The organism is Streptomyces peucetius, assembly GCF_025854275.1.
In the GTDB taxonomy this organism is placed as follows: Bacteria; Actinomycetota; Actinomycetes; order Streptomycetales; family Streptomycetaceae; genus Streptomyces; species Streptomyces peucetius_A.
This window is the reverse complement of sequence record NZ_CP107567.1, coordinates 7,898,849-7,915,219: the sequence shown is the minus strand read 5'-3', so window position 1 is coordinate 7,915,219 and position 16,371 is coordinate 7,898,849. Positions and strand designations below refer to the sequence as shown.

Genomic DNA, 16,371 nt, shown 5'->3' with positions numbered 1-16,371 from the left:
GGTCAGCGGCACACGCAACCGAACTCCTCGACGATCCTCGTCACGGACGCCGACCGCCCGCACGGTGCCGCGCCTGGCGGGCCCAGCACCCGCGCGCCCCGTCACCTGTGTCGGTCAGCCGGCGGCGGCAAGAACAGCACCTCCTGCCCAGCGCTGGTAGCTCCACGGCCCCGCTCATCGGGTGTGGGGGATGCTGACCGCATGGTTGAGCGAGCGGACGCCGTCCGGGCAGTCGAGGCCATCTGACGGGCGCGGAGCAGCAGCGCCTGGCGGCAGGGGCTGATCCGCGGTGTGCGCTCCGGCACAGCCCGCGCGCGCGACGGCGGCGGGCACCGGGGGCGGTGAGGGCGGCTGCGGGGGACGAGTGCGGCACGGTCGGGCCCTCTGCGGGGGCTTGCTCAGTGACGTCGCGTCGCTGTGCCGCCCCCGGCCCGGTCAAGGTCCGCTTGTGGCTGTACGCGGCAGCGGGCACCGGCTATCTCAGCAGCCATCCTCTGGTCAGCTCCATGACCTCCGCGCGGGTGTGACCGCCGTGGTCGGCGGCGATGAAGTGGTTGCCGATGCGCAGTGAGAAGGCGAGCATGCAGCGGACCTCGACGTCGTCCTCGTCGGGGCAGAAGGCGCCGAACAGCGAGCGCAGGTACTCCATGCGCCGGTTGTCGGCGCGTCGCAGCCGCTGCGCCACCGCCTCGTCGCGCCGGGCCCAGCCGCGGATCGCGAGGTCGACCGCGACGCCCGTGATCGGCTCGTCGGCGGGCGGGGTGGTCGTGAACAGCCGCTCCAGCTTGGCCCTGGGGTCTCCCCCAGCGCTTTCGATCTGCTCGATCAGGGTCTCGGTGACTTCGTGCTCCCAGGTGTCGAGCATCTCGGCGAGCAGCGCGTCCCGGTTGGCGAAGTACCCGTAGAAGCCGCCCTTGCTGACGCCGAGTGCTTGCGCCAGCGGCTCGATCCGGACAGCCTGCGGGCCGCCGGCGGCAAGCGCCCGCAGCCCCTCTTCGATCCATTTGCCGCGAGGCGTACGGACCACGCCCATGATGTGTCGCCCCTCACGTTTTCCTTTTCTATACGGTGGCGTATAGACGGTGCTAGCTTGATCTGTACGGCATCGTATAGATAAGGGCCTGGTCAATGAGACTCCCTAAGACCGCGCACACATCCCGTCCCTGGCGCATCCACGAGATCGCCGGTGACTTCCGGATCGACGACGTGTGGGCGCTGCCCACGCCAGGCGGTCCCGACGACCTCGACCGACTGGTGCGCCAGTTCACGGCCGGTGACCCGGCGCAGGCGTCGCACCTGTCCTCCCCTGTGCCGCGCATGCTCTTCGCCGTCCGCTGGAGGCTCGGGAAGCTGCTCGGCTGGGACAAGCCGGATGTCGGCGACGGCGGCCGGGTGCGGACCCTGCGGGACCGGCTGCCGGCGGATCTGCTCGAGGGGCCCCGGGGGCCCGACATGCGCGCGATGCCGTTCACGTCCGTCTACCAGACGCATGACGAGTGGGTGGCCGAGATGGCCAACCGGACGGTGCACGCGCTGATGCACGTCGGCTGGGTCCCGGACGGCGCCGACGGCTACCGCGGCCAGATGACGGTCCTGGTGAAGCCCAACGGGGTACTCGGCGCCGGGTACATGGCGCTCATCGAGCCCTTCCGGCATCTGGGGGTGTACCCGGCGCTGCTTCGGGCGATCGGGCGAAGGTGGGAGGCCAGCGCCGGCGAGAAGAGCGCGGGTGAGAAGAGCGTGAGCTGACCGGGGCCGGCACAGGACGGCCCATGCCCTGCGGCACGGTCCGCTGCGGCGCACGGGTGGCCGCCGGTTCAGCGCCCCACGCCGGGGCGGGGTCGGACATTCACGCCGGTCACTGATCGCCAAAATGGCTTTGCTATATGGTTTTTGTCATGTGGTCAGCCCGGCTCGGCGCCGGGTTGACGGGGGCTGTTGATCCGGGTGTGCGCGCCGGCCGTGCGGGTGCGTGCAGATCCGGACCAAGAGAACATGAAGGAACGGAACAGACGATGAGCGGCTCGACCACGAACACCGGCGCCTGGCTGCGGCGCTACCACCCGGCCGACTCGGCCCCGACCCGCCTGGTGTGCTTCCCGCACGCGGGCGGCTCTGCCACGTACTACTTTCCCGTGTCCCGGGCGCTGTCGCCGGCCGTCGACGTGGTGGCCGTGCAGTACCCGGGCCGGCAGGACCGCCGTACCGAGGCCCCGGTCGACGACATATCCAAGCTCGCCGACATCCTGGCCGAGGAACTGCGGCCGTCGACGGACCGTCCGCTCGCGCTCTTCGGCCACAGCCTGGGCGCCACCCTCGCCTACGAGGTCGCACTGCGACTCGAGGCCGAAGGCGTCGAGCCGGTGATGCTGTTCGCCTCCGGCCGGCGGGCGCCGTCCTGCCACCGGGACAACGACGCCGTCTACCTCAGCGACGACGAGACGCTGCTCGGCACCATCAAGGCCCTCAGCGGCACCAGCCCGGAGCTGCTCGAGGACGACGAGCTGCTGCGCAGCCTGCTGCCGGCGATCCGCGCCGACTACAAGGCCGCCGAGACCTACCGCAAGCGTCCCGGTACGCCGCTGCTGCGCTGCCCGGTCACGGTGCTGACGGGCGACGTCGACCCGGAGGTCACCCGCGCGGAGGCCGATGCGTGGGAGGGCCACACCTCGGGGGACTTCACCCTGCACGAGTACTCCGGCGGCCACTTCTATCTCAACGAGCACGCGCCGTCCGTGATCAGCCGCATCCGCGAGGTGCTCGTCCGCTGACACCGGCAGGCCGCGGCCTCCCGGCCGGAGCGTCACCGCTCCGGCCGGGAGGCCGCGGGGCCGTCTGAGCCGGCCCGGCCTGTGCGCGAGCACCGGGCCGCCGGCAGGGTGCCGTCGCAAAACGGCTCGGCCTGGCGCAGAGCGTCCTGGCGGGCATGCAGTGTCGCGTACCCGCCCGGCATGCCGTGGCGCCGGCGCCACGACCAGCATGCGGCCGGTGTGGTCGTCGCACCGCTGGGGCTGAACAAGGACTCCTTCACAAGCCCGACGGCACGGCCGAGGGCGTCGCCGCGGCCTGCGTGGCCTTGGGCCGCGCACTGGCCGAGGCCGGCGGGGCGGACCTCCAGCTGCTGGGCATCGGCACGGACGGGCGAGGTCCCATCGAGCAGCCGGGGCCCGGACCCCGTCGGACTCAGCCGGTACGCGGGCGAGCCCCGCGGACCGATGACGTCGCGGGCCTGTCCGCCGGCCCGTCCGCCCGACGGCCGTCGCCGGAGAGTTCCTCTCCGGCGACGGCCGTCGGGCGGTCCTCAGTCCTCCTGTACCGTCCTCCTGACCGTCATTCGGAGAACGCCCGCCGCACCAGGTCCTCGACGTCCATGGCGTCGAACTCCTCGTCCAGCTCGTCGGTCGCCTGCGCCTCGTCGCTTTCCTGCGACTGCGGCGCGGACCCGTCGTCCGGGAACAGCCGGTCCCGCAGGTGGACCACCAGGGCCGCCGGGGTCGGGTAGTTGAAGATCACCGTCGCCGGGATCTCCACGCCTGTTTCCTTCCTGATGTGGTTGCGGAACTCCACCCCGCTCAAGGAGTCGAACCCGATGTCCTTGAAGGACGTCTCGGCGTCGATGTCGTCGGTGGACGGGTAGCCCAGGACCAGGGCCGAGGTGGACAGCAGCAGTTGCAGCAGTTCGTCCGACCGCTCCTGCGGCGACAGGTCCGCCAGCCGCTGCAGGATCGACGGCTCACTGCGCCGCCTGGCCGGCTCCCGCTCCGGTGCGACCATGCCGCGGAACATGGCGGGCACGGTCTTCTGCTGCCGCAGCGCCGCCTTGTCGATCACGGCGGGGACGGCGAGTGCCGCATCCAGTGCGAGCGCGGTGTCGAACAGCGCGGTTCCCTCCGCGGCGGCCAGCGGCACGAGGCCGATACGCCGGAACCGCGCGAGGTCGACCTGGCTGAGCGTGCCCGCCATGCCGAGCTCCCAGGGCCCCCACGCGAGCGAGACCGCGGGCAGGCCGGCTGCCCTGCGGTGCGCCGCCAGGGCGTCCAGGAAGGTGTTGGCCGCGGCGTAGTTCGCCTGGCCGGGAGTACCGATCGCGCCGGCGACGGACGAGTAGAGGACGAACGCCGACAGCCGGTGGTTCTTCGTCAGCTCGTGCAGGTGCCACGCGGCGTCTGCCTTCGGCCGGAACACCCGCTCGAGCTGCTTTGGCGTCATGGACTCCGCACTGGCGTCGTCGAGCACGCCCGCCAGGTGGATGACCGCGCTCAGCGGCGAGTGGGCCGGGATCCGCTCGATCTCCTCGGCCAGCTGGGCCGGGTCGGACACGTCGCACGCGCAGAGGGTGACCTGCGCGCCGAGCGCGGTCAGTTCGCCGACCAGCTCGTCGGCGCCCGGCGCCGCCGGCCCCCGGCTGCTGAGCATCAGCAGGTTCCGCACGCCGCGCTCGGCCACCAGGTGCCGGGCGAACAGCGCGCCCAGTGCGCCCGTCGCCCCGGTGAGCAGCACCGTGCCCTGGTCCCAGGCCGGGCCGTCGGCCGTCGGGGACGGCGCCGGAGACAGCCGCGGCACGTACGCCACACCGCGTCGGAGCGCGATCTGCGGCTCGCCGGACAGGTCCAGCGACTGCAGGGCGCGCAGCGACTCCTCGTGGTGGTCGGTATCGACGAGGACGAACGAGTCCGGATGCTCCGCCTGCACCGACCGCATCAGGCCCCAGACCGGAGCGCAGGTGAGATCGGGTGCCTCGTCCGTGGTGACCGCCACCGCGTTGCGTGTCACGATCACCCGCCGGGTCTCGCCGAGCCCGTCCCGCAGCCAGGTCCGCACCTGGTCGAGGACCTTGTGCGCCGTCGCCCGCGCCGCGCCGGGAACGTCCCCGTCCCCGCACGCCGCCACATGCGTGAACTGCCCGTCCGGCGCCGGCCGGCCGGGCTCGACCAGGCCGGGCAGCGGCGTCCACTCCACGGTGAGCAGGGAGTCGGGCGCGACGGCGGGGGCCAGCTGCTCCACCGAGGCGGGCATGAGCGCCAGCGACTCGACGGACAGGACCGGCGCACCGCCCGGACCGGTGATCCGCAGCGACACCTCGTGCGTGCCGGTACGTGCCACCCGCACGCGCAGGTCCGTTCCCGCGAGTGCGTGCAGTGACACTCCGGAGAAGGAGTACGGCAGGAGCACCTGGGTGGGGTCGGAGCCGGCGAGCAGCGACAGCACCGGGTGCAGCGCCGCGTCCAGCAGCGCCGGGTGCAGGGCGAACCCTCCGGAGGCGTGCGGCACTTCGGCGGGCAGCCGGATCTCTCCGTACACCTCGTCGTCGTCCGCGCGCCACAGGCCGCGCAGGCCCTGGAAGGCAGGCCCGTACACGTAACCGCGGCCGACGAGCGCGGGGTAGAAGTCGGCAAGATCGACCGGCGTCGCCGCGGGTGGCGGCCACGCCTGTGATGCGGGCTCCGGTTCGGGGGCCGTGGCCGCGGACAGCACGCCGGTGGCATGCCGCGTCCATGCCCTGGACCCGGTCGCCCGGGAGTGGAACCCGATGTCGCGACGGCCCTCGTCGTCGGCCGCGCCGACGGTGATCTGGAAGGCGACCGCGTCGTCGCCGATGGTCAGCGGCGCCTGCAGGGTCAGTTCCTCGATGTGGTGGCATCCGGCCACGTCCATGGCCTGCAGCGCCATCTCGAGGTAGGCGGCCCCGGGGAGTACGGCGCTGTGGAAGATGCCGTGGTCGGCGAGCCAGGGGTCGCGGGCGGGCGAGATCCGGCCGCTGAGGACGATCTGGTCGCCGACGGCGAGGTCGGTGGCGGCGGCGAGGAACGGGTGCTCGATCGCGTCCAGCCCCGAGCCCGCGACGTCGCCTTTGTGTGCTTCGCCGCGCACCCAGTAGCGCTGGCGGTCGAAGGCGTAGGTGGGCAGGTCCGCCCGGCGGCCGTCGGCCCCGACGACGCCGAGGTAGGAGCGCCAGTCCACGGGCACGCCGGCGACGTGCAGCCGGGCCAGCGCCTCGGTGGCCGAGCGTGACTCGGAGCGGGTCTTGCGTGCGAGCGGGATCGCGGGCGCGTCCGGTGCGAGGTGGGCCAGGGTCTCCTGGGCCATGGCGGACAGCACCCCGTCCGGGCCGGCCTCGACGAAGACCTCGGCCCCGGCCACGACCGCGGCGCGCACGCCGTCGGCGAACCGCACGGCCTGGCGGACATGGCTCACCCAGTACTCGGGCCGTTCCAGCTCGCCGTCCCCGGCCGGGCCGCCGGTCACGTTCGAGATCAGTGGGACGCGCGGCGCCGCGTACGACACCGACCGTGCCACCTGCTCGAACTCCGCCAGCATGGGGTCCATCAGCGGCGAGTGGAAGGCGTGCGAGACGCGGAGCCGCTGTGTCTTGTGGCCCGCCCCGGCGAACATCGCTCCGAGGTCGAGGACCACGTCCTCGGCGCCGGAGATCACCGTGGACGTGGGGCCGTTCACCGCGGCGATCGAGGCGAAGTCCTCCCGGCCCTCGAGCGCCTGGCGCACCTGGTCCTCGTCGGCCTGGACGGCCATCATCGCCCCGCCACGGGGCAGGGCCTGCATCAGCCGGCCGCGCGCGGCCACCAGGCGCGCCGCGTCGGCGAGCGAGAACACTCCCGCCACGTGCGCGGCGGCCAGTTCCCCGATCGAGTGCCCGACGAGGACCGACGGCTCGACGCCGAACGACTCCAGCAGCCGGTATGCCGCCACCTCGAAGGCGAACAGCGCGGGCTGCGTCATGGCCGTCTCGTCGAGCAGCGCGGCCCGCTCGGAGCCGGGCTCTGCGGCCACCACGTCGTCGATCGAGTGGTCCAGCAGCGGGGCGAACTCCTGGCAGACCGCGTTCCACGCCTGGGCGAACACCGGGAAGTCGCGTACCAGTTCCCGGCTCATACCGATCCGCTGGCTGCCCTGCCCGGAGAACAGGACGGCGATGTCCGGTGCGGCGCCCGCGGTCCCGGTGATCAGGCCCGGGGCGCGTTCGCCGTTCGCCAGCGCGTCCAGGCCGGACAGCAGTTCCGGCCGCCCCGATCCGAGTACGACCGCGCGGTGCTCGAGGGCGGTCCGGCCGGTCGCCAGGGTCCAGGCCACGTCGGCGACGCCGGGTGCCGGTTCTGCGGACACCGCGGCCGACAGACGCTGGGCCTGTGCGGTCAGCGCCGACGCGGTCCGCGCGGACACCAGCCACGGCACGACACCGGTCGGCTCCCGAAAGCCGGTGACCTCGTCGGGATCGCCCTGCTCGATGATCACGTGCGCGTTGGTGCCGCTGATGCCGAACGAGGAGACACCGGCGCGGCGCGGCCGGTCGGCCTGGGGCCAGGCGCGCTGCTCGGTCAGCAGCTCCACGGCGCCCGCCGACCAGTCGACGTGCGCGGTCGGCTCGTCGGCGTGCAGCGTCCTGGGCAGGACGCCGTGGCGCATGGCCATGACCATTTTGATCACACCGGCGACGCCTGCGGCGGCCTGCGTGTGCCCGATGTTCGACTTGAGCGACCCCAGCCACAACGGCTGCGGCCGGTCCTGGCCGTAGGTGGCCAGCAGGGCCTGCGCCTCGATCGGGTCGCCGAGTTGCGTGCCGGTGCCGTGCGCCTCGACCGCGTCGACGTCCGCCGTGGACAGGCCGGCGCCGGCCAGGGCCTGGCGGATCACCCGCTCCTGCGACGGGCCGTTCGGGGCGGTCAGCCCGTTGCTCTCACCGTCCTGGTTGATCGCGCTGCCGCGCAGTACCGCGAGTACGCGGCGGCCGTTGCGCCGGGCGTCCGACAGGCGTTCCAGGACCAGCACGCCGACGCCCTCCGACCACCCGGTGCCGTCGGCGGAGTCGGAGAACGCCTTGCACCGGCCGTCGGCGGCGAGCCCGCCCTGCCGGGAGAACTCGACGAACATGCCGGGTGTGGACATGACCGTCACACCGCCGGCGAGCGCCAGCGAGCAGTCACCGGCCCGCAGTGACTGCGCTGCCATGTGCAGTGCCACCAGCGACGACGAGCAGGCGGTGTCCACGGTCACCGCCGGGCCCTCGAAGCCGAGGGTGTAGGCGACGCGGCCGGACACGACGCTGGACGCGCCCCCGGTCAGGGCGTGGCCGGCCAGGTTCTCCGGTACCTCGGACAGGCGCGGCAAGTAGTCCTGGCCACTGGCCCCCATGAACACCGCCGTTCGGCTCCGGCGCAGCGCCGTGGGGTCCTGGCCGGCGCGCTCCAGCGCCTCCCAGGTCGTCTCCAGCACCAGCCGCTGCTGCGGGTCCATCGACATGGCCTCGCGCGGGCTGATGCGGAAGAAGCCCGCGTCGAAGTCGCCCGCCTCGGGCAGGAAGCCGCCTCTGCGCACGTAGTCCGCGCCGGACGCCTCGGGCCATCCGCGGTCCTGCGGGAACGGTGTGATCGCGTCGACCTGGTCGGCGACCAGTCGCCACAGGTCCTCCGGCGAGGACACGCCCCCCGGGTAACGGCAGCTCATGCCGACGATCGCGATCGGGTCGTCGTGGGAGGGGCTGTGGGAGGAGTCGCCGTGGGAGGAGGAGCCGGCTTCGTCCGGCGGCAGGTCGGGCCCGTGCCCGGTCAGTTCGCCGCGTATGTGCCGCACCACGGCGCTGGGTGTCGGGTGGTCGTACAGCAGCGAGGTCGGCATGCGCAGAGCGGTCGCGGAGTTGAGGCGGTCCCGCAGTTCCACCGCCGTCACCGAGTCGAAGCCGAGTTCCTTGAAGGTGCTGTCCGGCTCGACGAGCGCGGGGTCGGTGTGGCCGAGCACGGCCGCCGCCTGGGAGCGGACCAGCCGCCACAGCTGCTGGTCGGTCATCAGGGCGGCATCGGCCTGGTCGGGCCGGTCGCTCGCGTCGAGGTGCTCGGCCTGGTGGGAAAGCCCGGTCGTGGCCCCGGCCGGGCCGGCCGGCCCGGTGTGCTGGGTGTGCTCGCCGGTGATCCAGTAGGTCTCGCGCTGGAACGCGTAGGTGGGCAGCTCCACCCGGCAGGCATCGTCGAACAGCGGCCGCCAGTCCACCGGGAGGCCCTTGGTGTACAGCTCGGCCATGGACAGCAGCAGGCGCCGGAGGTCGTCATCCCTCTTGCGCAGTGTCCCTTGTGCCACCACTCCGTCGACGGTTTCCCGGATGGCCATGGCCAGCACCGGGTGGGGGCTGATCTCGAGGAAGACGGTGTGCCCGTCGGCGGCGGCCACCCGTACGGTGTCCGCGAGGCGGACGGGGCGGCGGAGATTGCTGTACCAGTAGTCGGCGTCCAGGTCCGCGGCGCCCAGCCGGCCGCAGGTGACCGTGGAGTAGAAGTCGACGCCGGTGTCCGTGGTGGCGATGCCCTGCGCGACCGCCAAAACCTCGTCCCGGATCTCCTCGACCTGCGGGGAGTGGGAGGCGTAGTCGATGGGGATCGACCGTGCGCGGATGCCGCGCGCCCGGCAGTCGGCGACGGCCTCGCGCACCGCGTCGACATCGCCGGAGACCGCCACCGCGTTCGGGCCGTTCACCACCGCGACCGACACCCGGTCGGTGTCCACCACCTGCTCGGCGGGCATCTCCAGCAGCGCCATCGCCCCGCGGCCCGACAGCCCGGTGGCGATGGCCCGGGCGCGCCGCAGGACCAGCCCCAGTCCGTCGGCGAGGGACATCATCCCCACCGCGCATGCCGCCGCGATCTCGCCCTGCGAGTGGCCCACGACCGCGTCCGGTGCCAGGCCGACCGACCGCCACACGTCGGCCAGGGACACCATCACCGCGAACAGTGCGGGCTGCACGACGTCGACGCGCTCCAGCGCGTCCTCGTCCTCGAGCATCTCCCGCAGCGACCAGCCGGCGATGTCGCCCAACAGCCGCTCGCACTCGGCCATCCGGGCGGCGAACACGGGGGACGACTCCCACAGCCCGAGAGCCATCCCGGCCCACTGCGAGCCCTGCCCGGGGAACACCCATACGACACCGGACGGGGCGGACGCGGCGCCCGTGACGACGTTCGCCGCCGCCTCGCCCGCCGCCAGCGCGGCCAGGCCGTCCAGCAGTTCGGCGCGGTCCGCTGCGACCACGACCGCCCGGTGCTTGAGCGGCGACCGGGTCGTCACGGCGGACCAGCCGATGTCCGAGGGCCGCAGCTGCGGGTCGGACTCCACCCACTGCCGCAGCCGCTCCGCCTGGGCCCGCAGCGCCGTCGGGGACTTGGCGGACACCACGACGGGCACGGGAGAGGGGCCGGAGCGGGGCTCCGGCGACGCGACGGAGGGACCGGACACCGGGGCATCGGGCACGGATACGCCAAGGGCGGCGGGCTCGGGCACGGCACGATCGGACACCTGGTGATCGGGCACGGAGCGGTCGGGCGCGGGGCGGTCGGGCGCGGGGCGGTCGGGCGCGGGGCGGTCGGGCGCGGGGTGGTCGCCCACGACGAGGTGGCAGTTCGTCCCGCCGATGCCGAAGGAGCTCACCCCGGCGAGCCGGTCGCCGTCGGGCCACGGCACGGTGGCCGTGTTCACCCGCAGCTTCCACTCGTCCATGGGTATCGCGGGGTGCGGCTCGGCGAAGTTGAGGCTCGCGGGGAGGGCACCGTGCTTCATCGACAACGCGACCTTGATCAGAGCGACGACCCCGGCGGCGCCGTCGAGGTGCCCGATGTTGGTCTTCACCGACCCGACGAGCAGCGGCTCCCCGCCCTCGCGGCCCTCGCCGAACACCGCACCGAGCGCGCCGGCCTCGACCGGGTCGCCCGCCTTCGTACCGGTGCCGTGCAGCTCCACGTACTGCACCTGCTCGGGTGCCACGCCTGCTCGGGCGTACGCCTCGTGCAGGAGTGCCCGCTGTGCCTCGCCGTCCGGGACGGTCAGCGCCTGGCCGTCGCCGTCATGGTTCACCGCGCCGCCGAGCAGGACGCAGTGGATGGGGTCGCCGTCGGCGACCGCGTCCTGAAGACGTTTGAGGACGACCACACCGGCGCCCTCGCCCCGGACGAAACCGTTGGCGCGGGAGTCGAAGGTGTAGCTGCGGCCGTCGGGAGACAGCGCGCCCGCGCGGGCGAAGGCGAGCGTGCTCTGGGGCACCACGTTCAGGTGGACGCCGCCGGCCAGTGCCAGCCGGGCCTGCCCCGAGCGGAGACTCTCGGCGGCCAGGTGCACGGCGACCAGGGAAGAGGACTGCGCGGTGTCCACGGTGATGCTCGGCCCGTGGAAGCCGAACCAGTGGGAGATCCGGTTGGCGATCAGCCCCCGGCTCAGCCCGGCCAGCGAATGGTGGGACACCGCGTCCGGGCCGTGCCGGTGCACCAGTGACGCGTAATCGTCGCCGGTGGCGCCGAGGAACACCGATGTGGCGCTGCCGCGCAGGCTTTCCGGCATCGCACCGGCGTGCTCCAGCGCTACCCAGCTCAGCTCGAGCGCCAGGCGCTGGCGCGGGTCCATCGCCTCGGCCTCGCGCGGTGAGATGCCGAAGAAGCCGGCGTCGAAGTCGGCGATCCGGTCGACGAAGCCACCCCGGCGGTAGCCGGCCAGCTCCGGTACGTCGTACCACCGCTCCGCGGGCGCCTCGGCGATCGCGTCGACGCCCTCGTGCAGCATCCGCCAGAAGGCGGGAATGTCGTCGGCTCCCGGGACCCGGCACGACATCCCCACCACGGCAACGGCTTGCTGATTCACTTCAGTCCTCTTCCCCGATTTTCCAAAGCCGGCGTCATTCGGCCGGCGTCAACGGCCGGTGCCAACGGCCGGTATCCGTCCGGCCGATGCCGTCCGGCCGGCGCCCGTGCGGCCCGACGTCCTGTCGTCGACGCACAGGCGCCCGACGCTCTGTGGTCGGCGCACAGGGCGGCCGACGCACAGGCGTCCGTTTGTCATTCAGCTCACGCCGCGACCTTCTCCGGCACCGGGGCGGGCCGGCGGGTGGGGAACGCCAGTCCGGCCACCACACCGATCAGGGCCACCACCGTCGCGGCGACCATCGCCGCGCCGAAGCCGTCGGTGAACTGCTGCACCGAGCCGTACCCGCCGGCGCCGACGAACACCGCGACGGCGAGCGCGATACCGAAGGCTCCGCCGAGTTGCCGCATGGTGCTGAAGGTTCCGGAAGCCGCGCCGAACGACGCCTCGGGTACCGAGGCGTACACCGCGGCGGTCGCCGCGGGAACCACCATCGACGTGCCCGCGCCGGCGAGGACGAACGGCGCGATCATCGAGCTGTACGACACGTCGGGGCCGGCGATCACGGCGAACCAGCCGGAGGCGATCGCCTGCATCAGCAGGCCGCCCGCGACGAGTGGACGCTCGCCGAACTTGTTGACCAGCTTGCCCGCGATGGGCGCGAAGAGGATCACGGTCACCGTCCACGGGGCCAGCCGCACGCCTGCGCCCAGCGGACCGTGGTGCAGCACGGTCTGGAGGAACTGCGCGAAGAAGAACAGGCCACCGAACGTGGAGGCGAACAGCAGGAAGACGGAGGCGTTGCCGGCCGAGAACGCCCGGGACTTGAAGAACCGCAGCGGCAGCAGCGGATCCGTGGTCCGCAGCTCCCACCACACGAACGCGACCAGCGCGAGCGCGCCCCCGATGAGTGCGGCAAGGACCTCGGCGCTGGTCCAGTCGACGACGTTGCCGCGGACCAGGCCCCACACCAGACCGAACACGGCGATGGTGACCAGGCCGATGCCGGCGAAGTCCATCCGGCGTGCCTCGCCGTGGCTCTCGGGAAGCTTGGCGATGATCAGCGGGAGCAGCACCACCGCGAGCGGCACGTTCAGCCAGAAGATCCACTGCCAGGCGGCGGTCTCCACGACGATGCCGCCGACGATCGGTCCGCCGAGCGTCGCGAGGCCGGTCATTCCCCAGTACACGCCGAGTGCCTTCGGCCGCTCCTCCGGGCTGAACTCCGAGGTCAGAATCGTCTGCGCGACGGGGGCGGACGCCGCGGCGCCTATGCCCTGCAGAGCGCGGGCCGCGATCAGCCAGCCGATGCTCGGCGAGAGGGCACAGGCCACCGAGGCGATCGTGAACACGACGATCCCGATGATGAACACGCGCTTGCGGCCGTACCGGTCGCCCACCGCCGCGCCCGCCATCATCAGCACGGCGAAGGGCAGCGTGTAGGCGTTGACCGACCACTCGAGTTGTTCCGCGGAAGCGCCCAGGTCGAGTCGGATGGCCTGCAGCGCCGTGGTGACGACCAGCGCGTCCAGCATGATCATCAACGAGGCCAGCGAGATCAGCGCCAGCACCCATCGTTGTTTGGTGGTCAATTCATTTCCTTAAGATCGATTTGCGACGACATCCACGCCGGGCCGAACGGTCATGTCCAAGAACCCGAGGCCCCCTGGTGGGGCCCCTGACCGGCGGTCAACTTCCCCCGGCAAGGCTGCGCTTGGGGGCCTTCGCCCGGAGTTCCAGGCGGGTGCCGTGCTCCGGGATGATGACGACGGCGCGGCTGCGCGGCGCCTCGGGCTTCGGGTCGGCTCGACGGAGCTCGCAGGTGGAGAGCACCTCGCGGACGACGGCCTTCATCTCCAGGATCGCGATCCGGTCACCGAGGCAGCGGGTGTGGCCGCCCCCGAACGGGATCCAGGTGTAGGCGCCCGGCTTGGTGCCGATGAAGCGCTCGGGACGGAACTCGTCGGGCTGCGGGTAGCGCTCCGGGTCCCGGTTGAGCAGGTAGCCGCTGGCCCACAGGTGCATCCCCGGCCCGTACTGGATCCCGCCGATCTCGATCGGCTTCATCACCGCGCGCGGGATGATCTGCGGTGTCGGCGGCCGCAGCCGCAGCACCTCGTGGACCACGGCGGTGAGGTAGGCGTCGTCGGTGCCCTCGTCGATCTCGGCCAGGACCTTCTTGAGCACCTCGGGCTCGCGGGTGAGGTACTCCAGCGTCCAGCAGATGCCCGCGGCGGTGGTCTCGGTGCCCGCCAGGAACATCGTCATCATCTCGTCGCGGATCTCGACCCCGCTGAGCTGCGAACCGTCGTCCTTGGTGAGGCTCAGCATCACGGAGAGCATGTCGTCGCCGGACACGCCGGACTCCAGACGCTCCTTGACCGCCTTGGCGATCAGCGCGTCCACCCGCGCACGGGTCTTGACGAAGTCGTCGACCCCCAGCGGCTTGATCGCGCGGACCATCTTCATCTTCGCCGGCGACAGCCGGTGCAGCAGCAGCAGCGATGCCTTGCGGCGGTTGAAGTCGAGCATCCGCATCAGCTCTTCGAACAGCTCGTCCCAGCAGGACGGCACCGCGTTCCCGAAGACCACCTCGCGGATCACCTGCATGGTGAACCGGTGGACGTAGGGGTGCAGCGAGACGACCCGGTCGCGCGGCCACTGGGCGACGTACTGCTCGGCCATCGCGCCGATCGCCGCGTCGATGCGCTGCAGCGCCCCGCCCTTGAAGCTCGGCATGAGTGTCTTGCGCCGCTTGGTGTGCTCGTCCTCGTCGAGCCAGGCGAGGCCGGTCTGGCCGGTGAACTTCTCGATCTGGGCGCTGCTCGACCCGGTGTAGAGCACGTCGCGCGGGGCGAGGAACATCGCCTTCACGTCGTCGGGGTCGGTGAGCACGTATATCTGCGCACCGGGAAAGATGTTCACCCGGAAGCGACTGCCGTAGGACTGGCGGCACTTCGTCATGAACTCCGACGGGTGCGAGAACAGCTTCAGCGCCTGGATCGGCAGGGAGCCTTTCGGCCCGCCCAGCGTGGATGCGGGGACGGCGGCCGGCTTCGCCTGCGGTTTCGCGTGGTCCACCGGGCACCCGGCGGCGGGCTCGGCCGGCGCCGTTTTGACGTGGTCGACCGGGCAGTCGGTCGCGTTCTCGGTTTTCGGGGTGTCCATTCCTGGATTCCTTTCGTCTTTCCGGTTTCGAGGTGTTGTCGGGTCTCAGGCGGTCGGCACGTCTGCCGCCCCGGGCTTCGGGGCCGCGGTCGCCGGGGTTCGCTCCGGGGCCGCGGTCGCCGCGGCGTCCTGAGCGGGGGATGTGGTCGCCGTGGCGTCCTGCCCCGGGACCCCGGTCGCCGCGGCAGGGTCCCGGGGCTTTCCGATCAAGAAGAGGGCGAGCCCGCCGGCGAGGCTGCAGCCCGCCATGATCAGGAAGGCGGTGTGGAAGGCTCCGAGGCCCGTGTCGGCGGCGAGCACCGCCGTCACCACCGCGACGCCGAGCGCCATCCCGATCTGACGGCACATGGAGGACAGGGCGGTGCCGGTCGCGAACCGCTCGGCCGGCAGGGACAAGGTGGCCGCCGCGCCCAGACACGGCAGCATGAGGCCGAACCCGATGCCGCCGATGACCGAGCCGGGGAGGAACTGGGCGACGTAGTCCGGCTCGCCGGTGGTCATCAGCGCCCAGCAGACACCGCCGGCCGCGAAGACCACTCCCCCGACCAGGCCGACCGGGCCCACGCCGTACCGGGAGGCGAGGAGGCCGGCGGGAACCGCGCACAGCGTGGCCATGACCGGTCCCGGCGTGATCTCCATCGCGGTGCGCAGGACCGAGTGCTGCCACACACCCGACAGGAAGAGCGTCGAGCCGACCATCATCGCGCCGACCCCGGCGAAGAACAGCAGCGTCCCGATGTTGCCGAGCGCCACGGCTCGGATGCGCACGATGGCGGGCTCGATGACGGGGGCCGGGTGGCGCCGCGCGCGCCACCCGGTGAAGCCGATACCGAGCACACCGAGCACGAACAGGCCGATCACCCGGGGTCCGCCCCAACCCCAGTCCTGCCCCTGGGAGATGGCGGCGACGATCGCCGCGACGGTCGCGGCGAGCACCAGGATGCCCAGTACGTCGGGGACCGCGCGGCCCTCCTCCCGGAACTCGGGCAGCCTGCGCCGGCCGATGACCACCGCGACCACGCCGATGGGGATGTTGACGAGGAACACCCAGCGCCAGTCCATCTGCACCAGGAGCCCGCCGATCGGTGGCGCGAGCGCTGCGCCGGCACCGCCGACGGCGGTCCACAGCCCGATCGCCACAGCCCGCCGGTCGTCCGGGAAGAGGGCGAGCAGCAGACCGAGCGAACTCGGCGTCATGAGGGCCCCGCCCGCGCCTTGGAGGACGCGGGCGGCCACCAGCACCTCGAGCGACGGGGCGGCGGCACAGACCGCCGACGCCGCCGCGAACAGCGTCAGGCCGATCAGGAACGCCCGCTTGCGGCCGGACCGGTCCGCCCAGCGGCCGCCCGGCATCAGCAGCGCGGCGAACGTGATCGCGTAGGAGCTCAGCACCCAGGAGATGTCGGTCAGGCTCGCCGTCGGGAACGAACGCTGGAAGTCCGGGAACGCGATGTTGACGATCAGTACGTCCAGTGCCGCGATGAAGACACCGACGAGGACGACCGCGATCGCCGCGCCGTTGCGCTGTGCTGTTCCGCTGCGCTGTGCTGTTCCGCTCACTTGTGGATCCACGCG

The 16,371-nt window shown here is 72.4% G+C and carries 7 protein-coding genes and 1 pseudogene; 3 read left to right on the top strand and 5 right to left on the bottom strand.

Annotated elements, in window-relative coordinates; all coding sequences use genetic code 11:
- Window positions 1–475 precede the first annotated feature (475 nt).
- Window positions 476–1,033, bottom strand: coding sequence for a TetR/AcrR family transcriptional regulator (locus OGH68_RS35515; protein ID WP_264249700.1), 558 nt, complete (start codon window positions 1,031–1,033; stop codon window positions 476–478).
- 95 nt (window positions 1,034–1,128) lie between these two features.
- Here OGH68_RS35515 and OGH68_RS35510 point away from each other — a divergent pair, with 95 nt between their 5' ends.
- The 3 genes and pseudogenes from OGH68_RS35510 to OGH68_RS35500 all read left to right on the top strand — a co-directional run.
- Window positions 1,129–1,749 (top strand): DUF2867 domain-containing protein, encoded by a 621-nt coding sequence (locus OGH68_RS35510; protein WP_264249699.1) that lies wholly within the window; start codon window positions 1,129–1,131, stop codon window positions 1,747–1,749.
- Between the two features lie 266 nt (window positions 1,750–2,015).
- Entirely contained in the window at window positions 2,016–2,771 is a 756-nt protein-coding gene (locus OGH68_RS35505) for a thioesterase II family protein (protein ID WP_264249698.1), read from the top strand.
- Between the two features lie 222 nt (window positions 2,772–2,993).
- Window positions 2,994–3,163: pseudogene (locus tag OGH68_RS35500) on the top strand (glucosamine-6-phosphate deaminase); the annotation flags it as partial.
- 167 nt (window positions 3,164–3,330) lie between these two features.
- Here the strand turns inward: OGH68_RS35500 and OGH68_RS35495 are convergent.
- The 4 genes from OGH68_RS35495 to OGH68_RS35480 all read right to left on the bottom strand — a co-directional run bounded on the left by OGH68_RS35495 (window position 3,331) and on the right by OGH68_RS35480 (window position 16,356).
- A complete protein-coding gene (locus OGH68_RS35495; protein ID WP_264249697.1) occupies window positions 3,331–11,628 on the bottom strand; it encodes a type I polyketide synthase in 8,298 nt (2,765 codons plus the stop codon).
- 203 nt (window positions 11,629–11,831) lie between these two features.
- Window positions 11,832–13,220, bottom strand: a complete 1,389-nt coding sequence (locus OGH68_RS35490; protein ID WP_264249695.1) for a DHA2 family efflux MFS transporter permease subunit — start codon at window positions 13,218–13,220, stop codon at window positions 11,832–11,834.
- A 97-nt stretch (window positions 13,221–13,317) separates the two neighbouring features.
- Entirely contained in the window at window positions 13,318–14,796 is a 1,479-nt protein-coding gene (locus OGH68_RS35485; protein WP_264249694.1) for a cytochrome P450, read from the bottom strand.
- A gap of 45 nt (window positions 14,797–14,841) precedes the next feature.
- Window positions 14,842–16,356, bottom strand: a complete 1,515-nt coding sequence (locus OGH68_RS35480) for an MFS transporter (protein ID WP_264249693.1) — start codon at window positions 16,354–16,356, stop codon at window positions 14,842–14,844.
- Window positions 16,357–16,371: the final 15 nt, after the last annotated feature.